We start from the raw sequence: 23,310 nt of genomic DNA on the forward strand, positions 1-23,310 counted from the left end.
CTGATGACATGGCGAGGCTCGATGGCATGTCCTGATGACATGGCGAGGCTCGACGGCATGTCCTGATGACATGGCGAGGCTCGATGGCATGTCCTGATGACATGGCGAGGCTCGATGGCATGTCCTGTTGACATGGCGTGGTTCGAGGCATGTCCTGATGACATGGCGAGGCTCGATGGCATGTCAAGTTGGCATGGATTGCTGGTACGGCAGGGCAGATAGTGTATGTATAAAAGTTATGTAAAGTATCTGTCTGATAAGGTGGTAACAGAGGATTCTTATGAGTTTATTGAGATGACTCTGTTGAGGACTGGAGGCGCTGGTATGAGCGCGCAGGCATTAAGAGAGGTTCAGCTATGGATAAGTCCAGAGTAATTGCAATCACAGGTGGTTCTACAGGCATAGGACGCGCCTGCGTGCTGATGTTTCTTAAAAGGGATTATAACGTATCTTTTGGTGACATTAATGATGAGGAAGCATCATCTCTGCTCGAGGAGTGCCATAAGCTCGGTTTTGATTCCTCACGTGTCATGTTCAGTCATGTAAATACCACCTGTCGTGAGGAGATTGCCCGCTGGGCCGAGGCTACAGCACAGCATTTTGGCCATATCGATGCTGTCTTTGCCAATGCCGGTATTCACCGCTCCAATACCATGCTCAATATTGACCCAGCTGAGCTGGAGCTGATGATCAACACCAATATCTACGGCACTGTCTGGACCTTACAGGAGCTGGTGCCTTATCTGCAGAAAAACGGATCAGGATCCGTGGTTATCAACTGCTCTGATCAGTTCTTTATCGGCAAGGGCAATAACTTTGCCTATGGCCTTACCAAGGGTGCTCTGGGACAGATTACCCGCTCTCTGGCTGTAGATCTGGCCAAAGACAATATCAGGGTCAATGCTGTCTGTCCGGGAACCATCAGAACTCCGCTTGCTGACAAAGCTCTGGGGCGCTGGGCTGATAAGGCCGGTATCACTCTGGAGCAGGCCTGGGCTGAAGAGGATGCGCTCTTTACCATGGGCCGCTGCGGCACGGCTGATGAGGTTGCCACAATGGTGTACTTCCTTGTCAACGACGCCACCTTCTCTACCGGATCCCACTTCCTGACTGACGGCGGCCTTGTCTGCCGCTGACCCTGAGCCCGGTCGTCCGTACCACTGTGGTATAGAATGCCCCTGTCTGTGACATGCACGCTCTGCCCAGTGACATGCATGCTCTGCAAGGTCTGGAGCCGGGCTCCAGACTCTGTTTGACAGTGATTCATGCTATGTAGGGGCGTCAGGGCAATCAGCCTTGCTGACCTCTCCTGCCTTTGGTCATACATTTAGACTGCAATGAAAAACAGCGCCCTGAGGCGCTGTTTTTCATTGAGGGGATGCCGATGCAGTCCCATGGATGTAGTAGCTGACTGGAGGTCAGTGCTGGTTATCCTGCCTTGACTGGTCTACTGGACGTTGTTGATGTCCGGGGTATGGAATACAAAGCCGTTTGAGGTCAGCACTGTCGGCATAATGGTCTGATTGGCCTTGAGCATCTGAATACGGCGGTCACCGAGCTTGAGCAGACCTGTGATGATAGGAATCTGCGGCAGACGTGAGTGCTTGTAGCAGCAGTGCAGCAGCTCCTTGAGGGTAGCCGGCTTTGGTGAGGTCAGGTTTACCGGACCTGATGGGATTTCCTTCTGACAAAGGAACTGCAGGGCATTGACTGCATCATGAACCTCAATGAAAGGAATCTTGTTGGTGCCATGAATGATGGTAAAAGGAGGAGTCATGGATGACTTCTTGATAAAGCCGCCATCACGGGAGAGCACAATGCCCAGACGGGCCAGGTAGAAGCGCTTGAAGTTAAACTGCTCATTGAGTTGGCGGGCACGCTCTTCGAGCTTGTGAGCAATATTGGAAATATCGCTGCTGCCTGTGCATGGGCTGCTTTCATCCTGCACTTCATCGGTATTTTCGTTGTACAGGGAAATAGCGCTTGCCTGGATGAATACCGGAGGCAGTACCATCTGCTGGGACAGGCGGTCCAGAACATCAAGACGTGAATTGAGCAGTATCGGCAGACGGCGGGTAGTAATGGCCTTGGCGCCCAGTGACTCGCCTGCAAGGTTAATCAGCACATCACCCTCACCGTTGTACTCGTCATAGGTGATGATTGAGGCGCTGCTGGAAATCTTGTGTTTCTTTTCCAGACGGGAGGCAACCTGAGAGATGTCAGACTGAGTCAAAATGGTTACCTGATTATGCTGGTCAATAAGACTCTGTGCCAGGTGACCTCCAACGTAACCTGAACCACCAGCAATAACTACATGCATGATTAATCCTCCCGGTATCTGACAGACCGTTAACTTGAGACTGTCCTGTACACGGCTTCATTATATTCAGGGATATCTGTGGCAATCTGCCATTGAGTCCTGCACTGTCAGGAGCCTGTACATACAGGGCATCCCGTCACAGGGCTGTCCTGTATGTACAGGGCTGTCTGTCACAGGGATGTCCTGTATATAGAGGGCAGTCCGTCACAGGGCTGTCCGCGTTATACAGACTTGCCCGTTGACTGGTGGCACCGTACATACAGAATCGTTGTTTAGATATCCCGCTCACCGCAGGCAGAGACCTGAGCCGTATGCCATCTCTGCTTGTATGGCTGCCAGAGCGTGGGCAGCCTCATTGTGTCAGCGCCGGGGCTGACAACAGATTCTATGCATGCCTGATATTGCAGGGGCTTAACTCCTGAACAGTCCCGGCAGCGGCAGCATTCGAATTTGTAGTATTGTGTATCAAGGCTGTACAAGCGGCCTTTGCTTTAAAAGCACTCAAACTGTGCCTGAGGGCATACTTGCCCCTCATAAGGCGCATTCAGCGTGAATGGTCTATTGTACAGATTAAGAAAGCTAATAAGACCGGCAATGCCGGTAGCGAAAGTTTTTTTCAGATTGTCCAGTACAGCTGCCAGGTGTTCAGCCATATACGTGGACCTTAAGATCAAAGCACAGACGTGACCGCATGGACTTATGCCAGTACCAAGGTTGTAAGCAGACTGCCTGCAATGTCAGTATGAGCACAAAACTTCAGGCCTGACCTGGGACGTCTTTGATGGGACTTATTTTCTGGGATGTATTTGCTGAGATGTCCATCCCTGATGTTTTCCCGGATGTTTTCCCGGATGTTTTTCCCATATGCATTTACTGGATATCTGTCATGTACAGACTGGGGACCAGTCAGCTTTGCAGGTGCTCCTGCTTTAAGAGCATTTCCAGGGGCAGAGCGGACCGGGCTTAGCTGGTCAGAACTGATTTCTGCGCGGGCGCAGTTAGGCAGCTGAGCTTGTCGTCAGTATTTCTTGTGATATCAGGTTAATGTTTGACTGTTACATACCCCTTATACATGCTTGATCGGTAACGAGCACTGCATTATGCACCGGACTGTACTCAAAGGCCGGAGCAGGGATAGCCCAGGTTTATCAGAGACATGGCTATGGCCGTCTCTTACACCACATCACACAAAACAAAGCTTTTGACTCTGAGCTCGGAAACTCTCTTGCCGATGCTGCTCAAAGCTTATGTCTTTTCTCCCAGGACTACAAAGACCGGCGGCGGGGCGCCGCTCAATATCCAGGCCCGGTGTTCATTGCCTGATGTCCATTGACCAGTGTCTAATGCCCAGTGTTCATTGCCTGATGTTCATTGACCAGTGTCTAATGCCCAGTGTTCATTGCCTGGCTTTGTGGGGCTCAAGGGATGCAAACAGACGCTAAAGGTGGCTGCAGGCTCAGAACTCTATGGTAGTCCCAGGGAAATTGAATGACTAATTATAAGTCCCTTTTCCGGAACAAAAGCGCAGTATCCCGTCAGGGGCGGGCAAAATAGACAACTGAGATCTTAATTTGCAACTATGCTCACATATGCGCACCACCATGAGAAGAAAATGACCAATTTTTTTTCAGCCGACACTCACTTTTCCAGCCTCTTTGCAACCTCAGTTGTCTGCTCTTGCCTCATATCAGACTGGATAGATGGTTGCGCTGATGATGATATGTTGAAAACAGGTTCAGTGCCCCTCATGAACTGTATGGTGCTGCCAGGGTGTGCCGGGAGGTGCCTGGCATCTGGATGCGCTGTTCCAGTAGGGGGACGCTCATGGGGACAGGCAGTTGCATGATGGAAGGGCCATGGTCGGACTGAATCGTGAGCTCATCCTGGCCATAATCTGGACTGAGTTCTGGCGATGGATGGGCCATGTGCGGCGCTAAGCCGGGCTCAGGGATGATTGTGCGCAAATGAAACAGCCCTGCATGGCAGGGCTGCGGGTAAGGCGCACTGACGCGCCAGACGCTCAGACGGCCTGATGTTGAAGGTGACGTCCGTAGCGATAGTAGTAATAGCGGAACTGGTTATAGCTTGGAGCTGTTTCCACTGTGTCCTCTGGGTGATGGAGCAGATACTCATCAATTAGGTTGGTATAAGTGCGGCGCATGGTCATGCTGACCGGGCCCTGCATCTGCTCGACCACATAGCGGTGGAAGAGTTCGCGAATCTCATTGTTAAGTGGTGGTGGATTTAGATTGCTCTTGGAGAACTTTGGGCCTACCTTCATGCGGCAGTTGCGCGGAGCAGTATTCTTGCCATAGTCAGGCAGAAGGGCTGAGATCTTCTGACCTTTCTTCCAGTAGGTGGACAGCAGGCGTGAAAGCTTGCGGCGCAGGCTTGGATCGTTGTGAGCCATGGTTGAGAGCAGATGGGCACGCTCTCTTTCATTGGTTAAGAGCATAGGGCCAAGATCAATAATTGGTTTGATCAGAGTGTAATTGGCTTTCATCTTGACCAGGCTGCGGCTGCCGGCACGGGTACGTGCGGCTTTCTTCACTTCAGAATCAAGATCAATGTATGGATCAGCGGAGTGTACGATGCGGCCCATATCTTCTTCGGTACGCATTTCGGCTTCAGACAGTATTTTCAGAGTGATGCCATTGCCATTCATAGGGTAGAGAAAATACTTGCCCTCTACCTCTGCAATCACCCGGTAGTGCTCCTTATGCCACAGTAGCACTTCGTTTACTTCGGCCATACTAACCTCATGATGTTCGACTACAATGCGCTGAAAGACCATTGGGTGCACAGGTAATATTGGATTTAAGGTCCAGCAGCTGAAGAAATTTTAGATAAAGCGAATAATCAAAGTACAGACAGATCTTTAAAGAGTGTGACCTGTGGGTCTTAGCACAGTAAAAAATGATCAAATATTATGTTTTTGGGGCCTTTATGTGCTCCATAACTGTGCAAAAAATCCCTGTCATGCTATCAGTATACCCGAAAACACTTGTATGTAAGTGTGAGACAGTTGGTATTTATATGCTGAAAAATGTAATTTTTCGTGGGTCTGATGCTGTATTTAGTACCGGTTGCAGACAGCATAGCGGTTTCCACATTTTTTACCATTTTGTTAATTACTTTTTCTGTGCTCAACCCCACGTATTGTGTTCAGATAAAGCTTTGTACTTCCAAATAACTGAGCCCGTATTACGCATCATTTTGCCTGTCAGGTACTGCAAAGACAAAGAAAACGTAAGCCAGGGCGTAAGTCCCAGCTCAGGCGGGTAGTCAGGTGCTGGGCAGACGGGGTATCAGGTGCTGCGCAAGGTGCATCGTCAGTCGTGCTGTAATGAGCCTTAAAACAGTGCTCTTAAGGGCTGAAGATTAGCTCATGGATAAGCCTGATGGCTAAACTCAAATGAAGGACAAGGATAGTGGTGCCGAGCATTGACTGCATGCCTGCAGATTTAATTGAGCATAACGTGCTGGATGCCGACAGTAATTGATGGACGGGCTGTACTGATAAGCAAAGAGATGGGCAAAGGCTGTATGCCCTGGGACAGATAGACGTGCGGCGATGGCACCTTGCAGAGCCTTGCGTAGGAACTTTGGATTGGGACTGACGTGCAATGACATCATGGCTGCGAAGCTGCATGTCATGCCATGGCTTGCCGTGGTGTGGCCGGGCGTGGAGCAGCAAAGCCTCGCGTGGCACGGCCTGGCGTGGCAGGCTGGGGCCTCGGGCCACAGGGAAGGGATCGGAAAGGGATGCTGGTCTGGATTTGCAGGTACAAAAAGCCCCGAACAGCAAGGCTGTCGGGGCTTTATGAAGGGGAGCTCACTGGAAGCTTCCCTGGTCAGGCTGCGGCGTAAAGCGGCTGCCTGAGACAGTTATTACTGCTGATCCTGCTGACCGGCCTGGATAGCGGTGATGGCAACGGTGTATACGATGTCATCAACCAGAGCACCACGGGACAGATCGTTAACTGGCTTGCGTAAGCCCTGTAACATTGGGCCGATAGCCACAACGTTGGCAGAGCGCTGTACAGCCTTGTAAACGGTGTTGCCGGTGGACAGGCTTGGGAAGATGAATACGGTGGCCTTGCCTGCAACCTTGGAGCCTGGAGCCTTCTGAGCAGCAACGTCTGCCATTACGGAGGCGTCATACTGGAGTGGGCCGTCGATAACGAGATCTGGACGTAATTCCTGAGCCTTCTTGGTAGCCTCGGTTACGAGATCAACGTCTGGACCCTTGCCTGAAGTACCGGTGGAGTAGGTGATCATGGCAACGCGTGGGTCAATACCAAAGGCGCGGGCGGTGTCAGCAGACTGAATGGCGATCTGAGCAAGCTCATCGGCATTAGGATTGAGGTTCAGAGCGCAGTCACCGAATACGTAAACCTGCTCTTCCATCAGCATGAAGAAGATGGCAGATACCAGGGAGGCGCCTGGAGCGGTCTTGATTACCTGCAGAGCTGGACGGATGGTGTTGGCGGTGGTGTGAACAGCGCCGGAAACCAGGCCGTGAACTTCATTGCTCTCGAGCATCATGGTAGCCAGGAATACATTGTCCTGCAGAAGCTTGCGGGCATCTTCCTCGGTCAGACCCTTGGACTTGCGCAGCTCAACCAGACGTGCAACGTAGTTCTCACGGATCTGATCCGGATCGATGAACTCAACACCCTCATCAAGGGAAACGCCCTGAGCCTTGGCAACAGCCAGGATCTCGTCCTTCTTGCCGTACAGAACTGGAACAGCAATCCTGGAGGCAGCAACACGGGCAGCGGCGCATACGGTACGTGGCTCATCACCCTCAGGCAGAGCAATGCGCTTGTTGGCAGCACGGGCCAGCTCGGTTAACTTGTAACGGAAAGCGGCAGGGCTTAATAATGGGAACTCCTTGTTGTTAGGAGCAGACAGGAAGTCGATCAGGGCCTTGTCGAAGAATGGGGCGGCAAAGGCGGCAGCACGATCAGCGCGCTCCTGGTCGTCCTTTAATAACATTGGAGGCAGGGTCAGGAAGGTCTCTACTACAGCCCATACACTGGAGGTGGTGCAGATAGTGGCCTTACCGGCAGAGCCCTGAGCGCCGTCGCATAATACAACGATGCCGGCCTTGGTGGAGGCTGGAACCTTATTGGTTACCAGCATGTCGTGCTCTTCGGCAGCCTCAGCGTCGAATACTACATTGCAGGCGCGTACATTCTCATCGCCGGCGAGGGTGCCATCGATGAAGCCGGCCAGATCCTTGGCGCGGAAAGCGTAGTTGTTGCAGTCATAAGGAATGACAGCAAATGGGGTGCAGCCGCAGTTACCGCCCTCGGAACCGCCCTGAGAGGAGCAGGCATCAGCCTTGGTGCCACAGCAGGCAGCTGGAGCCTCAGCATCCTTACGACCGGCCAGAACCAGCTTCTTCTGACCCTTGGCATCACGTGGGGCATCCTGGTTTAATAACAGACCGCCGATGAAGCGCTCCTTGCCGGCGTTGCCAAAAGCACCCAGAGCAAGGTGAACCAGGGACATGGCCTTCTTGCACTTGCCCATGGAAACTACGCAGATGTCAGCGTCCAGAGCGTGGCAGACAGCAGCGTTGAAAGCGTGCTGGTCAAACTTGTCGCTGACGGTACCCTCAACAACAACTACCTGAGCCTGGGAGTCCTTTAATAAGCGGTTGTAGTTGGCAAGAACAGCCTCAACCAGCTCGCTCTTCTGACCCTGAGACAGATACTTGATGGCTTCGCAGTTGGAAATGGAGTAGTTGGAGCAGCAGTCCTTAGCTGCATTCTTGCAGGCGTCTAAAGGACGGAAGACTACAGCCTTGATACCTTTATCATTCAGGGCCTTGACCAGACCTGAAGAGGCAACGAATAAACCATTTGCTTTACCAGCAGGAACAAGCATAAGTGAACGTGACACTTTATATCTCCAATTGTTTAGTGGTGCTTACTGCCCGCCAGTGATGACCGGACACTCCGCAGACATAAATTAATAAGGCACCCTGTCCTTATGTCCCTTGACCATATCTGTACAAGACAGCAAGGACAGCCATGATCCGCCGCATCAATGAACAGCTGCAGCCATTGGCCACAGCAATGCGCCGCTGCAGCAATGAAAAGCTGAAGCCAATGACCACAGCAATGAGCCGCAGCAGCAATGAACAGCTCCAGCCTTGGACAACAGCAATGAGCTGTTGCAGCATGAGGCACTGCTGCTTTGCGCAGCCAGTGGACTCAAGCACATACAGCCTGACGACTGTAACGTATGATGCTGATGTGCCATGCGGCTGTGAAGCAGGGAAAGGGGGCGGTACTAATTTATGGCAGCCAGGTGTCGCAGGATGCTGACTTAATCCGGAGTGATAAGTACTCATCCGAAGCAGCTCCCTGGTCAGCTGAGCAATCAGCCTGAAAGCTGAGCACCTGAAATGAACAGTTACTAACTATAGATCTTTGAGGGTCATGTGAAGTTGACTGAGATCAAATAGTTATTGATGTCCTAAAGAAAAACTGGCCATGAGTCCTTAAGCGGGCTCATGGCCAGTATTCTAAATCAAATTCTGTGAAAAGTCCGTTGCACGGCCCCGCTTAGCGGGTTAAGTGGTCAATCAGAGCCTTGTCGTACAGACCGGCGCTGAAGGCAGCCACACGCTCGGCACGCTCGCTGTCGTCAGCCGGGAGCATTGGAGGGACATCAAGCAGAGCCTCGGTTACAGCCAGTACTGAGTGAGGGGTAGTAATGGTGGCCTTGCCGGCAGATCCCTGAGCACCGCCACACAGTACGACTACGGCAGCCCTGGTAGAAGCTGGTACGCTTGAGGTTACCAGTACATCGTTCTCAGTAGCTTCCTCTGCAGTGAAAGCCAGACCGAAAGCACGGGTGGAGCAGTCACCGGAAACTTCGCCACCTATGAATCTGGCCAGATCACGGGCGCGGAAAGCGTAGTTCTGAGGCTCAAATGGAATCATGGCAAATGGAGTGCAGTGGGCACCACCATCGCCGCCCTGACCGTCTTCCTTCTTGCAGCCAGCCATGCCGCCTGCGCCCTTAGGACCGGAAAGAACGAGCTTCTTTATCTCAGCTGCATCGTATGGAGCGTCATAGTTGAATAGAACGCCACCGATAAAGCGCTGTTCGGCAGCCTTGCCAAAAGCACCCAGAGCAATGCGCACCAGAGCCATTGCGCGCTGGCACATGCCCATGGAAGCCATGCAGATATCACCGTCTACAGCCTCACGGATAGCGGCATTCATGGTGTGCTGATCGAACATTGTGGTTACTACACCCTCAACGATCACAACCTCGGCACCTGTATCCTGAATAAGACGCTGGTAGTTGGCAGAAATGGTCTCAATCAGTTCCTGCTGCTTGCCGCCGGAGAGCAGCTGAATGGCCTGCATGAGGGATACGGAATAGTTCTTTGGGCACTGGTCCTTGCAGTTCATGCAGACGTCTAAAGGACGGAATACCTCAGCCTTAACGCCGTTGTCTTTGAGGGCCCTGGCCAGACCAAGTGAGATAACGAATAAACCATTGGCCTTGCCGGCTGGTACGAGCATAAGTGAACGTGGCACTGTCAGATCTCCAATTTTGCAGTGTGCCTGCTGCCGGAAGTCAGAGCAAGAAAAGACAAGTAAACTTTTCTTACTCATTGGCAGCGAGCAGCCTAAAAGCTGTGCACCCCTGCTTAAGAACGCTGCGATCCATCGCTCAGTAAGGCAGCATAATGCAGCCACGTTCTTAATACAGGAAGAAATAGATCAGCGTCAGACTGATGATTAAGGCCTGCACGAGCTGTGTGTGAACTCGCTGCACCCCATCCGGGGACCTGATTTCAATGATTAGTTTTTCAGGTGACGGTCTGTAACTGATGGATACAGAATAAACCAACTTGACAAAAATTGCTCTCAAATTTTTGAGGGGTCCATCACAGTAAAGAGCAATTTATGCAAAGAGACATCAATATCACTTTGCTGAAATTGCACAGAACGGCATAAATATAACTTTCAGCCAGCAAGTGAAAACTTTCCGTAAATCTGTGCAATTTTTAATCAACAAGCTTATGAGCAAGAAATTTGTTACGTGTAACCCATTCTTTTGTGATCTGGCCCACAAAAGCGCCAAGTGAACAGCCCTTCGTTAAATTAATACAATGAATTAGTAAATTAATTTTAATAACTAAGGAAACAGCAAACAGCGTAAATACAGGTCAATACAGCAAACATATTAGAAGTTGCATAACTTTTACTAATGCTGAAAATTGCCCCTTTCCCACAGAAAACAGTACAGACTCACATCAGCTATCTCAAAACAGTCAGCAACTGCCCCAACGCAGCACCAGCACCACCCTCCATCCATGCCTGCAGCGAACATGACAGTGACTGGCATCCCCCAACGAACATGACAGTGACGGGCATCCCCCAACGAACATGATAGTGCCGTACAGCCCCTAACGAACTTGACAGTGCTGCACAGCCTGCACCATATGAATCATTAGAGACAGGGCATATTACAGTGCCAGCGGCGCAGCTGTGCTCTTTGATATGACTGAATAAGAAGTTATGAGGTGAGCAAGAAACTGACTTTACCTGTAATGCTCTCAGAGGGCCCATGCAGCCCGACTTGTGTCTGTCATGCAAAGAAAGCTGAGCAAAGGCTCAAACCTTTCAGCTGGTTCCCCGGTACGGCTATGCAGGATGCGGCGCTGATGTCTCCAGTTACAGCTGCAGAGTGCACTGTAGCGTGTAACTGCAGTGACTGCTGGTAAAGTCCAGCCCATGCGATATAGACCGTCATGAAGTCTTATTACTGGACCACCAGGCATAGCCATGGAGAGCCTGGAGGTATCGGCGCTACAGGCCTGTGGCTGTGCGGGATGAAGTGCAGGGCAGGATGGGAAAAGGCTGGGCTGAACCGTAGCATTGCAGGCCTGGCACAGCTGAGCTGTGCCCTGGCCTGGCTCGGCTGATATAATAAGCGCCTGTTTTTGAGCATATTGCGGGCTAAGGTGCCCGCTATTGTAAGAGGTTGATCTGAATGTCGCTTTTTGCCCGGGTTAAGCAGGGTGCTGCCTATATGGATCTCTGGCCGGAAGAGCCTGTGTTAAAGGCTGTCTTTATGGAGGCCAGAGTTAAAGCTGTATTTGGTGTGGCCAAAATGGTTATTCCTCCAGCCGTTGCCCTGATTCTTTTCTGGATTTACTACACCTGCGGCGGCTGGCAGGGGCTTTATCTGCTCCTTGCCCATCCTCAGTCAGGCTATATGCACCTGTATCTGGCCATTACCTCGCTTATCATCATGGTTATGGTGCTGCTTTATGCGCCTGTGCATATTCTGCTGTGGTTTTCCTACAGTGCCGAGCGTGATCTCAATGCCCGCCAGAAGGCCTTTTATGTAGATCTGTGCTCACAGCTGCAGCGCCAGCCGTCATCTGCTCCTGTCATGTATGACTTCGTAAAAGTGCTGCATGATGCCTGCAACACTCTCAAAGACAGGGAGTTCCTCAACAAACTGTAATCACAAGCGCAGGGTTTCAATAAGCCTGCACTCATCCAAATGAGTCTGCCAATTACCGTTCCAATGCCCGTGACAATGCCCGTAGCAATGACCATGGCAATGACCATGGCAATGACCATGGCAATGACCGTGGCAATGACCATGGCAATGACCATGGCAATGACCGTGGCAATGACCATGAAAATGCCAGTGCACTTGCCTGCAACCTTGCTATGGCACATTACAGTGAGTACTCATACTTATAACCAGACTGCCTAAGCATAGACTGAGTACGCTCTGGCGGATTATTGGCAACATGCTTTACAGAATTTGATATATGTAACTGGCTGTTTTGCCTAGTGCCCTTGAAGCTATCTCATCATAAAATGTTTTATACAGTATAATCGTAAGCAGTTGATGAATGGCTGGGATAAGGTTGTTAAGCGTAGTCTGGCAGGGGAGGCAGGATGAGATGAGGTGATGTAGGGTGGCAGGATGATGGTTGAGGGTGGAACTGGCAAATGAAACTTTACAAAAGAAAAAGGACAGCGTCCATAATGGGAAGCTGTCCTTTTTCTTTGCCCTGTGAACCAGGGAGCTTTTGGGCTCCCTTAAGATAAATTCAGTTTGTGTTACTGCTGTGGTACGCCCTGCTTGGCGGATTCAGCCTGCACATAACGCTGGAACTGATCCATCTTGTCATCAAATTCAGCGTAGTCAGCACATGAGTCCTGGTTGCCAAGGTCGCAGGCGTCCTTGTGATACTTGAATGAAAGCTGGGCTACCTTGACGTCCTTGAGTACATAAGCCTCAGAGAAAGTGATTACAGCCAGCTGACGGCAGCCTACAGGATCCTTGAGGTCGCAGGCACGCTGTGCATACTTGCTGGCACGTACCAGGTCCTGTTCAACGTGATTGCCGATAAAGAAAGCGTTTGACAGCAGCAGACAGCCGTAAGGATCGTTCTTGGAGCACAGATAGTCGCCAATCTTAATGCCGGATGCGTAGTCGTTGATGCCAAAATTGCTGTCAGTGAGCATGGTGGTCAGAGCAGCGCAGGTCCTGAGGGCATCAGGGGAATCAGAATAGCAGATACGGGAAAGATATTTGGCTGCCTCAGCATAGTTCTTGTTATCCAGGTAGTACTGGGCAAGGTAATTACATGATTCAACCTTGCCGGCCTCGCACTGCTCAATAGCAGCTTTCTGACCCTTGAAGCTCTCGGCGGCCTGAGTATTGAAAGACAGAGAAAGCAGTGCGGCACATCCCAGAGCGGTTAAACCTTTGAGAAGCTCAGGTGCAGAAAAGAATTTGTTAGCCATAACATCAATCCTGGAAACATAAGTAGAGGCAGGGGGCAGGTATTTCCCGTCAAGCCGATACTCAGCATGCATCTGGTACAAGGACAGGGCGAGATAACAAGCTGGTGTTTGTTTTCAGCGTCCGCAGATAGTTTTACGACAGCATAGTATGCAATTCTTCATGATGCGGAGCTGTATATCTAATCGGTTTATTCTAAATTTTCTTTACAGCGTTTGCTCGGGCTTTTTTAGGGCTGTAAGCTCATTTAATAAAGGCTATATACAAAAAATCTGTATCTTGTCACCTTTCTGAAAAATAAAAGTGATAAATATTATTAATAAACTGTGTATTTCATGGATACAGCAATAGGTTCATATCGATGCAAAGTTTACAATTTGGGGGTTTTGCATGTTTCGATACTATTGACTGCCCTTAAAGACGTTAGCAGTAAATTTCGGCTGTATTATTACTGGATCGACTATGGCAGGCAATGCAAACGTTTCAACTATGAACGTAAGATTCGCCCATGAGCTGAAGAGATTATGAAAAAACATCAGGCCAGCTAATGAACACGGCCTGATAAAGCTATAAAGTGTTTTAGTGAGCGTCTTGCCATATATGCCTGTCCGAATGCGTGCGCAGAAATGAGCCAGCATTTCATTACCATCTGAGGCTATGCACCCACAATCAAAAAGGCCCGCAACCGTGAGGGTTGTGGGCCTTTATAGGGGCGCAGATGAACGGTGCGACCCGGTTTTGTATTGTCAGTTAGCCTAAGAGGGACAGACCCAGCTGAGGACGGGTGTTAGCCTGCATCAGCATGGAAGTAGCTGCCTGCTGAATAATGGACTGCTGGCTGAGGTTTGCAGACTCTTCGGCGAAGTCTGCGTCACGAATTCTGCTGCGGGCATCAGCCTGGTTGGCAGAAACGTTGGCCTGGTTGCGGATCGAGCTCTCGAGTCTGTTCTGGATTGCACCTAGTCCTGCACGGGCAGAGTCTACCTGGGCGATCATCTTGTCTAAACCAGCAATGGCGCTGCCGATATTCTCAGCCTTGGTAAAAACTATACCAGTGTTCTTTGACCAGAACTTCTTGAGCTCTGCATCACCTGGACCATTCAAACCAATTTGTGAGAACTTCATGGCATTGACTTCAAAGCTGATGGTATCACCTTTATTGGCTCCTACCTGAAGTGTCAGTTTGCCGATAGAGTTATTAGCACCACCATTGCCACCCTTGGTAAGTAAGCCAGCTGCGCCATCGAGAATCTGGCCGCCGCCAAACTTGGTCTGCTGAGCAATACGAGTAATTTCCTGGGCAAGTGCTGTGGCTTCTTTCTGCAGAGCCTTGCGGTCTTCAGCAGTATTGGTGCCGTTTCCAGCCTGAACAGCCAGAGTACGAATCTTCTGGAGCATGCCGGTCATTTCATCCATGGCGCCTTCAACAGTCTGAGCAAAGGCAATACCATCGGAAGCATTACGGTTACCCTGATTCAGGCCATTAATCTGGGTGGTTAAACGAGAGGAGATCTGGAGGCCGGCTGCATCGTCCTTGGCGGAATTAATTCTCAGACCTGAAGAGAGGCGCTGGTAGGTGGTAGTCAGCTGTCCCTGTACATTATTGAGATAGCGGCGTCCGTTAAGAGAGCTCACATTGGTATTTACATATACAGCCATTTTTCAGTCCTTCGTGCTTGTACTAACAACTAACTAAGTCAGGCAGGACCGTGTGTGTTGCCTGCTCTGTAACCGTTACCACTGTTAACGACAGAGCACGGCTTCATTGATAGACATATGTTTAAGCAGCTATAAGGTTAAATACAGGCGAAAAAATCGCTGTTAATAGATGCGAATTACAAATGTGAATTTGTGCTTACGAGAAAGATGCTTACGGGAAAAATAGATATCACTTGAATGGTAGTGTAATGGCCCCGGCGCGATCATAATTACTGTCGCGTCTATAAGGTTTTCCAATAGCTTTTCGCAGCTGTTATGGCTGTCCGCAGCCGTTACCGTTGTGGCTCTGGTGTAGCCAGATGCATAGGCAGCGCGTTGAGGTTACGGTAGAGATCGGCGGTCAGCTCTGCAAGCTCATCATTGTCCGGAGTGATCAGATGATGGCGCAGGTGCAGCCAGCTGCATAGGCAGCGCGTTGAGGTTGCGGTAGAGATCTGCGGTCAGCTCTGCAAGCTCATCGTTGTCCGGAGTGGTCAGATGCTGGCGCTTGCAGGCAATATCGAAAGCATGATGCTCAAGGTCGCTGTAGCACCAGTGCAGGCGTTCATCGTCATTGCTTCCTGATGCATAAAGAGACATCAGCCACTTTCTGTTGATTTGCTTTTGCATGGCCTCAATGAGCAGTGCGGCTTCATCTTCAGAGAGCATGTAGTCTACGCATAGTTTGACTGCGGCTTTCTGGCATATATCAATCATGAGCTGAGCGTCATCAGGCCTGATTTTATCAAGTCCCTTGCGGGCAATTCTGGTGGCCACAGTGCTGCCTGCAAATGCACCTGCTATGCCTCCCACCAGTCCACCCACAGCAGTTCCTGCTCCTGGAATTACTGAGCCTGCTGAGGCCCCGATTGCGGCGCAAACCAGCCAGCCACCGGTTCCTCCGGCAATACTGGCTATGTTCACGGCCATGTTTTTAGTCAGCTGCTGCCAGGAAATTGATTTGGCAAAAATGGCCCTGTAGAAGTCAGGGGCAGTCAGTATTGCAGCTGTAACAGCACCTGAAATGACATTGGTTCTGAGCAGCGAAGATACCTGAGCTACAGCTCCGGCGCTGCTCAGTGCGGTACCGGCCGAGTATGAGGCCAGACTGTCTATGACTCTGTGTCCTACGCTGCTGCCATAAAGATTGCCCACTACACTGGTAGTGGCTCCGGCGCCTACAGCAGAAACTGAGGTGCGCAGCACCTGAGCAGTTGCTACGGAAATGAGCATGGAGGAAAGGGAGGAATTAAGAGAGCTGCGCAGATTGGTAACAAAGGCCTGCCTGATGTTCTGTCCGCCCCATATGGATAAGGCCATGCCTATGGCAAATGAAACGCCCAGTGAGCAGCTGCAGCTGACGGCATTTGTTTTGATATCAAATTTCAGCGAGTCAATATTTCCAGCACGGGCAATATTTCTAACCTGCTTGTAGCTCAGTCCGCCTTTCTTAATATTCTGCAGAATAGTATCTGGGTTTTTGATGGTTTTACCAGATGAGGTTTTTACCTTGCCAAGCTTAATCCTTTCTTTAAGGCTGGAAATAATCTGGTCGTATTGCTCTGGTGGCACCTCAACATATGAGTTGTCAAAGAGAAAGGTGCCGTCATCATCAAAGAGGGAGCGTGCGGTAGCCTCCGAGTCATCACAGTAGCGCGAGCTCACCGAGGTGATATTCAGATCAACAATATCAAAAGATCCTGCATGTCGGCTGTTGCCCGGACTGGCTTCTGGGTCGGCAGTACCGGCAGTAGCTGCAGCTGTGCCAGTACCGGTAGCGGCACCTGCGCCATCACCCGTAGCGGCACCTGTAGAGGAAGCCGCAGCGGCATAGCAGGCAGCAGATGCAGCCGCCTCTGATGAAGCAACTGCAGCTTCATCCTTGTCTGCATTTTTGTCTGCAGCCTTCTTTCCTTTAAAAGTTTCAGATGCTTTTTTGATGCGGGATATGATTTGCATGAGTACTACTCTTTGTCAGGGGCTTTCCCCTGAAAGCAAGACCTGATGACTAAGCTGCAGCCACAGAGGCTGCCCTGTGGCAGCCTCCTGTGAGTGCAGCTCACAGTGGCCCCTTCACCTGACAGGCGGCCTATGCTCCACAATCAGTATGGCAGCTGGTGTGACAGGGGGCGTCAGATATTGCACATGCGGGCTATCAGTGCAGGATTTATCATACACAGTGATGGAGAGCATCCGGTAATTTCCCAGACATACTTGGGAATATCATCAGGCTCATCAGTTTCGAGAAAGGCTGAGACATTGAAAGATGGCGTGTCGCTGACAAAAAGGGTGTCTCCATTGGCTCTTTGTGGCAGCAGCATAATAAGGTTAGGATCACCGCTTTTGGCTTTGGCAAGTTCAGGTATTTCAATGATGGTGAGAGCCGGGAATGCCTCCTTTATCTCATCCATGCATATCTGAGCCAGTTCCAGTGATTTTGGGGCAAGCAAAAGGACCAGATGTTCATCGGCTTTAATTGAGCCCTGGTTTTGACTGTTAAGCCTCTCAAAGAGACTCATAATGTCGTCCATAATCATTGCCTTGCCATCCTCTTCCCTGGCCTTTTCCTTCCATAGACTTGATGGTATTACTCCAGAGGTTCTGATAGCTGCAATTGTGCAAGGGCACAGTTCAAGACTGTTGAGCAGTCCCCGGCGGCCTATTTCCCTGATGCCGTATAAAAAGATCCAGTTGGCATATGAGGCTATTGCACCTGCAGTCTTAGTCTGGATTTTTGCCAGCAGCTTAACTTCATCTGCCTCTTTCTTGCAGTTGCTGAGATCTTCCTTGAGCATTTGACCTGCATGCTGACAGCTGGCAGCTCCAAGGCTTTCGTCCTCCATGCAGAGATTGTTAAAGGCCTCAACCTTTTCTTTGATGCTCTCATGGGTGACGTCAATCATGCCCAGCAGGGTGCTGTGATAATTGGACTTCAGACACTTGATAACGTCTGGATCGACCATATCAAACAGTGCAGTGCCCGGATGTTCACTCTTAAGGGTTTTAAGTCTGAGTGCCCAGTCTGGCTTTGGCGGTGAGCCGGCAGCGGCTCTGCCAGACGGGGCCTTATAAAGATCAGGTATGACCACGTTCTGGTATTCAAAAAAGATGCTGCAGGCGCTGTTTTTAGCTGGGATGCCATTTGCTTCAGTCTGAGCTGAGGACATAGTGCTTCCTTGTAGGTAACAAAAAGGTTTAGGGAAGAATTTTCCTAATGATAGCAAATCAGCATGCAATTCCTGCATTTATGTCAGTCAAAGTAATATCAGTAACAAAGCTTGTCAGACCGTGACACGACCATGCCCTTAAGAAATGTCATTCACAGACCTCAAGCATCCCTGGTCAATACAGGTGAGCGGCAGGTCTGCGGACCATGATGTTTTTCGGCAGTCTGGCCCCATGGCAATTGCCAGTCTCCTGAAGTCCAGGCCCATGGCAATTGCAGGTCTCTGGCAGGGCGGTGATATTGAAAGTGTGAAAATGGGCAAGCCTGAGCGTGCAGTCGCAACTTATAATTGTCAATACAGCTGACTTCCACAATGGGCTCACGCCTGGTCGTATGGTGAGCGTGATTTAACTGTGCAGACTGGGTAAGAGTATCTGTGCAGGCTATGGCTAAGGCCGGGTCCATGGTAGTGGCTGTGGCTATGGCAGTGGCCATGGCAGGGGCGGTGGCTATGGCAGTTACTGAGGCTGTGGCTGTGGGGCTGTGTTTTCAGGTTTTATGGAGTAAAGGTAAGATGAAAGATAATTCACAGAATCTGCGCTGCTCTCAGACAGATGCTCCAGTTCTGGTTTATGGCTCATTGAATGTGGATTATGTTTACAGAGTTCCTCATTTTCTGCAGCCAGGAGAGACTTTGCATTCTCTTGACAGAAATGTTTATGCGGGCGGAAAAGGTCTTAATCAGGCTGTGGCTCTGCGCCGTGCTGGAGCTCAGGTGCGCTTTCTGGGCGCAGTTGGCAGCCAGGACGGACAGCTGCTGGTTGATACCCTCAAAAATGAGGACATTGATCTGAGCCTGCTCAAGGTGCGTGAGGACATGGCCAGTGGTCATACCTTTATTCAGGTAGACCTCAATGGGCAGAACTGCATAATGCTTTATGCAGGCGCCAACCATTCTCACAGTCGTGATGAAATTGTCAGTGCTCTTGATGGCTGTGCCAGAGGCAGCTGGGCAGTAGTGCAAAATGAGACTAATGATGTCGCTTTCTTCGTTGAGCAGGCAGCGGCACGCGGAGTTAATGTTGCCATTAACGTCTCGCCACTTGGACCTCAGATTGATCAGATTCCTCTGGAAAAGTGCCGGGTAATCATAGTCAATGAAATCGAGGGCGCAGCCCTGTCAGGTCATGGGGCAGATGATAATACTGATGACATGATGGCCTCCCTCAGAGCCCGATTTCCAAATTCCCTGGTTGTCCTTACTCTGGGCACATCAGGCTCTCTGGCAGCTGATGGCAATGGTGATGACAGCCCGGTATGCTGTGCAGCGTTTAAGGCAGATGCCGTGGATACCACCGCAGCAGGTGATACTTTCTTTGGATACTTCATAAAATATTTAAGCTGTGGTCATACTGTTGCAGAATCCCTGACTGCAGCCAGTGCGGCTTCGGCTATTGCGGTGACCCGTTCGGGCGCTGCACCATCCATTCCACTTGCAGCAGAAACAGCAGCCTTTCTTGAGTCGCACAAACAGTAGATTACTTTACAGATTCACAAAGAGAACGACTGCAGTGCTGACAGATAATAACAATCAAAGTATTTTATAAAGCATAAATGTCGTTTGCGTTGTGTTATGTTTTTCCTGACAGCTGTGATGCCTGCAACATAATCTTATGAAGCTGAAAGCTCATATGGGCACCACATTTTTGATGGCTCTGTAGCACCTGTATACAGCTGTCAGTAAGCTCAATATAGCTTTTGCTGCTCCTTGAAAGACAAACGGACCTGTCAGGCAGTATGCCTGCAGGTCCGTTAATCTTTGATTTTTGCCTGGTATGGATCCGTTTATTGGGGCTGATGGCCCATGGCAGAGTTCTCAGGCTGAGTCCGCACTGAGTGGGGGCTGGCTGCTAAAACCGGTATGCCATTAGCTACATGGTACGTGGAACTCTGACGTAGACTATCTTTTCGTAGCTGTTCTTTTTCTTTATGTGAAGTCCATTGAGCACGGGGAAGCGGGCTGAATTTTCTTTCCATTCCTTGTTGTCGGTCCAGACATCAGCTGTGGCGGCACGAACAAAGCTGCAGGTGTTATGCAGCAGCATGCATGGTGTGCCTGCAGGCTCAATTTCAAGGTCACTGTAATTACCAAGTCCTGGACCTGCCTCTACAGTATGGCCCTCAAAAACCTCATTGAGACAGGAGCGCTGGCCCTGTTGCTTGATGTATGAGTCAAGCAGGCTGCAGCAGGCATTCTGAGGATCAAAAAGACTGGACGGGGCAAGGTCAGGGTTTGATGAGTAAATCATCTGTGAAATGATGCTGTCAAAGCTGTTATTGTTCATTGTTGAGCGCAGTCTGCAGTTAAACTGCCTGTCATCATGAACAAATGCTGTTCTGGTTACAGGATTGGACAGCAGTAAAAGAAGGGTAACAGGACGGCGATCGAGCAGGCGCAGAAAGACCGAGTAAAAGTCCTTTTTAAGCAGCGGCATGAAGTGTTCAGCCAGCTCTTTTACTGTCTGATTGTCTGTCTCCATATCAGAGCCGGACTTAAGCAGGCTGTCGATTTTACTGTCATATTCCACGATATAGGAATTTATGGAGTTAACATCATAAGCTGATGCCCCGTCTTTTGGGGCTGGGGCTGGGGCTGGGGACACAGACTTGGCATCATCACTGCTGGACTTGGAGTCCTGAGAGGACGACTTTACATTTGAGTCAGAGTCATCTGACAGTGCGGCAGCTGCACTTTGGGCACTGTGCTCATCAACAGTTACTTCAAAAATTCTACCCAGTTCCTGAGCAAGGCTCACCATGTCACTGTTATCAAGTGACTGTACCTTATCCAGCTCATTTGTGCAGTCATGAGCCTCAAGCCATGAGGCAAGACGGCCGCTGCGGTAGTGCTCAAGTACTGATCTGATGCTGAAGTGACTTTTCAGATCCTCAACGGTACGAGCCTCAAAGCCATCACACATAAGACTTAAGCTGGTATTGTCGTACATAATTGTCCTCTCAGGAATCATGTGTCGATAGTCTGCCTGGCATGCACGATTTTAATAAGCTGACTATGCACGGTTGCAGCTTTCACTATTTCCAGGCAAAAGGGGATGGTGCTTGATTATTAGTCACCAAAGTCGGGTCTAAAGTTCCTGGTTTTAGCTCTTTAGTAAGGAATAAATTAACGGACTTTAAAATTTTCCATGATCCCGGCCCGCACTCACGACTCTGCTTGTGGTATTCAAGGACGGGCAGATCGTTGAGATATCCGATGAAATAAGGCCCATGCTCACTTTGTTCACAACTGCGTTCATTCATCTCAGGTTAAATCAGCATGTGCAGTATGGTTATACGGGGCTGAGCAGGGACTGAGCAGAGCCACGAAACATGTACTCAAAAGAGGATCTGCTATGCCCGAGCACCTCTGAGCCGTATACAGTGAGTGCAGCCACTACCATGAGCTGACAGCCTGCGTCATGCGTACCAGTTGCCACAGCTGGTGCTAAACGCATCCTGTGCTGCAGATGCCTGGTGCCACAGGCCCCCGGAGCACACACGTGGTGCTGCAGCTGCCTGGTGCCACAAACAGCAGTGGCACAGGCCACCATTATGAAGTCAGTCGTTTTCCCGGGGCTGCAGGCAGTGCACCGAGCACAGGTAGTGCCCATGAAACTGTAGAGCAAGGTTAGCCGCAGGTTTGTGCCTTTAAAATCAGCCTGGTTTTGGAAAGTGCTGTTATTCAGGGATAGCAGCTGGCCGTTGTCCAGGGCGGCAGCTGTGCGGTTGCGTGGGCTGTACTGGTCAGAGTTTGTATGGCTGAGGGTCAAGAGGGATGGGATCCGGGTTAAGTGCTACCCAATGGACAGCAAGCTGGCAAAGCTCCTCTAAAGTCTCGTCATCGTCATCTCCCTGGGCATGTATTGCTGAGGAGGCAGCCTTTAATCTTTCAAGCTGCTGCTTGCTTAGAGAGTTTGCTGAGGACATAAGCTCTGGCAAAGCATTGAGCATCATGCGCCACTGCCTGCTCCAGTTGGCGCCTCCATTGCGCATCAGCTCGTCGCGTATCTTGCCGGTGATACGTATCACCTCTCCCTGTGCAGTAGCGGCTGAACCATGACCAGGTACCAGATAGTTCCAGAGGTCTTCGTACTGCTTCTGCCATGAGCCCTGAGCAACAGTGATAGTATCCCTGCCGTTGTGTTTTTGCATCTTTGGTGGGCGGACAGCTCCAGTAAGAGCACAGAGCTCATCAAGAGCTTCATCTGTCTTGGGCAGCATGTCCTTATTAAAGGAATCGCGGTAAAACTCAAAGCTCTGGGCAAGACGCTCAATACTCTCCTTCATCTGAGGGGTAACAGGCACTCCCTTTGAAGTCAGCAGCTTTGCTGAGGCTGCAAGAGGGATTATGCCCACATTGCTGCAGGAAAGCATGGCCTCTTCAAGAGGGCTTTGACCTTTGTCATTGAGGGCATTGAGATCAGCTCCGTGCTCGACCAGCAATCTGACAGCCTCAGCCTTGCCATTGCCAAGAGCTCTGTGCAGCGGAGTTGTTCCATAATTATCCGCTCTGTTTACATCAGCTCCCAGCTCTATAAGTACACTCACCATGGCAGTTCCTGCGCCGGCATGAATGTGAAGAGGAGTGCGTCCATAGTAGTCAGGGGTATTGATATCAAGACCCTGATCGCAAAGCCAGCGGGCAAGTTCTTCATTAAGAGCATAGGCATGCAGGGCTGTAGAGCATGATTTTGAGCTGTCATACCTGGCATTAAGGGCGCACTTGCTGTACAGCTCAATAATCTGAGTGTTGTCACCGGCATCAAGAAGTTCAAGAAAGTTCTTTGGCAGGGTTTTTCTTTTGGCAGCCATGGTTGCTCCTTTGTCTCTTTTCCTTGAAGTTTTCTTACTCATCTTGCCCGGCATCATGGCCAGGCAAGGCACACTTGCCATGGCCATGGCCATGGCCATGACCTGGACATGAATGCCATGTACGGCCATGCCACGGCCTGTCATGCGACATGATGAAATGTCATTAAGCATTATGAGTTGCCATGCGAGGTATGGTCGGCTGTACATGATATTTAAAGATTGTCATAAAAAATCATTTAAAGTATGTCATTGGATTTATAGTTTGTCATTTTCGGTAATGCAATATACAGTCACTTGGATGTCGAAAATGTCCAGACAAAAAATCGGGCATGGCAGCCTTACTTAAGATGGATGATATCCGTCTATGAATGGCCATCATGCCCGATAGTGTAAACCGTACCTAGGATTATTTATTCTGCCTGTATGATTTGATGATGCCAGTAGC

The 23,310-nt window shown here is 50.2% G+C and carries 15 protein-coding genes; 4 read left to right on the forward strand and 11 right to left on the reverse strand.

What is annotated here, in order from left to right:
* Nucleotides 1–356: 356 nt before the first annotated feature.
* Nucleotides 357–1,136, forward strand: coding sequence for an SDR family oxidoreductase (locus MXE39_RS11755; protein ID WP_246978906.1), 780 nt, complete (start codon nucleotides 357–359; stop codon nucleotides 1,134–1,136).
* Between the two features lie 311 nt (nucleotides 1,137–1,447).
* On the opposite strand, the gene MXE39_RS11760 is transcribed toward MXE39_RS11755, so the two are convergent.
* The 5 genes from MXE39_RS11760 to MXE39_RS11780 form a co-directional block, all read right to left on the reverse strand.
* Nucleotides 1,448–2,320, reverse strand: a complete 873-nt coding sequence (locus tag MXE39_RS11760) for an NAD-dependent epimerase/dehydratase family protein (protein WP_246978907.1) — start codon at nucleotides 2,318–2,320, stop codon at nucleotides 1,448–1,450.
* A gap of 2,020 nt (nucleotides 2,321–4,340) precedes the next feature.
* A complete protein-coding gene (locus MXE39_RS11765; RefSeq protein ID WP_246978908.1) occupies nucleotides 4,341–5,072 on the reverse strand; it encodes a hypothetical protein in 732 nt (243 codons plus the stop codon).
* A 1,139-nt stretch (nucleotides 5,073–6,211) separates the two neighbouring features.
* Nucleotides 6,212–8,233 carry a phosphate acetyltransferase gene (gene pta / locus MXE39_RS11770; protein WP_246978909.1) on the reverse strand — a complete coding sequence of 674 codons (2,022 nt, stop codon included), beginning with the start codon at nucleotides 8,231–8,233 and terminating at the stop codon, nucleotides 6,212–6,214.
* An 88-nt stretch (nucleotides 8,234–8,321) separates the two neighbouring features.
* Nucleotides 8,322–8,687: a hypothetical protein gene (locus MXE39_RS11775; protein WP_247074153.1), complete on the reverse strand. Its 366-nt coding sequence runs from the start codon at nucleotides 8,685–8,687 to the stop codon at nucleotides 8,322–8,324.
* A gap of 214 nt (nucleotides 8,688–8,901) precedes the next feature.
* Nucleotides 8,902–9,888 (reverse strand): AAA family ATPase, encoded by a 987-nt coding sequence (locus MXE39_RS11780; RefSeq protein WP_246978911.1) that lies wholly within the window; start codon nucleotides 9,886–9,888, stop codon nucleotides 8,902–8,904.
* A 1,462-nt stretch (nucleotides 9,889–11,350) separates the two neighbouring features.
* Between MXE39_RS11780 and MXE39_RS11785 the strand changes: the two genes are divergently transcribed.
* Nucleotides 11,351–11,830, forward strand: a complete 480-nt coding sequence (locus tag MXE39_RS11785) for a DUF412 family protein (RefSeq protein WP_246978912.1) — start codon at nucleotides 11,351–11,353, stop codon at nucleotides 11,828–11,830.
* 39 nt (nucleotides 11,831–11,869) lie between these two features.
* Nucleotides 11,870–12,088: a hypothetical protein gene (locus tag MXE39_RS11790; RefSeq protein ID WP_246978913.1), complete on the forward strand. Its 219-nt coding sequence runs from the start codon at nucleotides 11,870–11,872 to the stop codon at nucleotides 12,086–12,088.
* 353 nt (nucleotides 12,089–12,441) lie between these two features.
* Here MXE39_RS11790 and MXE39_RS11795 read toward each other — a convergent pair whose 3' ends face one another.
* From MXE39_RS11795 to MXE39_RS11810, 4 genes are all read right to left on the reverse strand, one after another.
* Nucleotides 12,442–13,131: a hypothetical protein gene (locus MXE39_RS11795; RefSeq protein WP_246978914.1), complete on the reverse strand. Its 690-nt coding sequence runs from the start codon at nucleotides 13,129–13,131 to the stop codon at nucleotides 12,442–12,444.
* Between the two features lie 748 nt (nucleotides 13,132–13,879).
* On the reverse strand, nucleotides 13,880–14,788 hold the full coding sequence (locus MXE39_RS11800; RefSeq protein WP_246978915.1) for a flagellin: 909 nt from the start codon (nucleotides 14,786–14,788) through the stop codon (nucleotides 13,880–13,882).
* A 417-nt stretch (nucleotides 14,789–15,205) separates the two neighbouring features.
* Nucleotides 15,206–16,786 (reverse strand): hypothetical protein, encoded by a 1,581-nt coding sequence (locus MXE39_RS11805; RefSeq protein ID WP_246978916.1) that lies wholly within the window; start codon nucleotides 16,784–16,786, stop codon nucleotides 15,206–15,208.
* 173 nt (nucleotides 16,787–16,959) lie between these two features.
* Complete coding sequence (locus MXE39_RS11810; RefSeq protein ID WP_246978917.1) at nucleotides 16,960–17,994, reverse strand: hypothetical protein; 1,035 nt, start codon at nucleotides 17,992–17,994, stop codon at nucleotides 16,960–16,962.
* 573 nt (nucleotides 17,995–18,567) lie between these two features.
* Between MXE39_RS11810 and MXE39_RS11815 the strand changes: the two genes are divergently transcribed.
* A complete protein-coding gene (locus MXE39_RS11815; protein WP_246978918.1) occupies nucleotides 18,568–19,530 on the forward strand; it encodes a ribokinase in 963 nt (320 codons plus the stop codon).
* A 394-nt stretch (nucleotides 19,531–19,924) separates the two neighbouring features.
* Here MXE39_RS11815 and MXE39_RS11820 read toward each other — a convergent pair whose 3' ends face one another.
* Both MXE39_RS11820 and MXE39_RS11825 read right to left on the reverse strand, forming a co-directional pair.
* Nucleotides 19,925–21,001 carry a hypothetical protein gene (locus MXE39_RS11820; RefSeq protein WP_246978919.1) on the reverse strand — a complete coding sequence of 359 codons (1,077 nt, stop codon included), beginning with the start codon at nucleotides 20,999–21,001 and terminating at the stop codon, nucleotides 19,925–19,927.
* A gap of 796 nt (nucleotides 21,002–21,797) precedes the next feature.
* On the reverse strand, nucleotides 21,798–23,036 hold the full coding sequence (locus MXE39_RS11825; RefSeq protein ID WP_246978920.1) for an ankyrin repeat domain-containing protein: 1,239 nt from the start codon (nucleotides 23,034–23,036) through the stop codon (nucleotides 21,798–21,800).
* Between the last annotated feature and the right edge of the window lie 274 nt (nucleotides 23,037–23,310).

This window comes from Anaerobiospirillum sp. NML120511 (assembly GCF_023050955.1).
Lineage (GTDB): Bacteria > Pseudomonadota > Gammaproteobacteria > Enterobacterales > Succinivibrionaceae > Anaerobiospirillum.

Bases quoted from the DNA above. Each gene is read 5' to 3' on its own strand.
- MXE39_RS11755 (WP_246978906.1), top strand. From the start codon at position 357: ATGGATAAGTCCAGAGTAATTGCAATCACAGGTGGTTCTACAGGCATA.
- MXE39_RS11760 (WP_246978907.1), bottom strand. From the start codon at position 2,320: ATGCATGTAGTTATTGCTGGTGGTTCAGGTTACGTTGGAGGTCACCTG.
- MXE39_RS11765 (WP_246978908.1), bottom strand. From the start codon at position 5,072: ATGGCCGAAGTAAACGAAGTGCTACTGTGGCATAAGGAGCACTACCGG.
- MXE39_RS11775 (WP_247074153.1), bottom strand. From the start codon at position 8,687: ATGAGTACTTATCACTCCGGATTAAGTCAGCATCCTGCGACACCTGGC.
- MXE39_RS11785 (WP_246978912.1), top strand. From the start codon at position 11,351: ATGTCGCTTTTTGCCCGGGTTAAGCAGGGTGCTGCCTATATGGATCTC.
- MXE39_RS11790 (WP_246978913.1), top strand. From the start codon at position 11,870: ATGAGTCTGCCAATTACCGTTCCAATGCCCGTGACAATGCCCGTAGCA.
- MXE39_RS11795 (WP_246978914.1), bottom strand. From the start codon at position 13,131: ATGGCTAACAAATTCTTTTCTGCACCTGAGCTTCTCAAAGGTTTAACC.
- MXE39_RS11800 (WP_246978915.1), bottom strand. From the start codon at position 14,788: ATGGCTGTATATGTAAATACCAATGTGAGCTCTCTTAACGGACGCCGC.
- MXE39_RS11805 (WP_246978916.1), bottom strand. From the start codon at position 16,786: ATGCAAATCATATCCCGCATCAAAAAAGCATCTGAAACTTTTAAAGGA.
- MXE39_RS11810 (WP_246978917.1), bottom strand. From the start codon at position 17,994: ATGTCCTCAGCTCAGACTGAAGCAAATGGCATCCCAGCTAAAAACAGC.
- MXE39_RS11815 (WP_246978918.1), top strand. From the start codon at position 18,568: ATGAAAGATAATTCACAGAATCTGCGCTGCTCTCAGACAGATGCTCCA.
- MXE39_RS11820 (WP_246978919.1), bottom strand. From the start codon at position 21,001: ATGTACGACAATACCAGCTTAAGTCTTATGTGTGATGGCTTTGAGGCT.
- MXE39_RS11825 (WP_246978920.1), bottom strand. From the start codon at position 23,036: ATGCTTAATGACATTTCATCATGTCGCATGACAGGCCGTGGCATGGCC.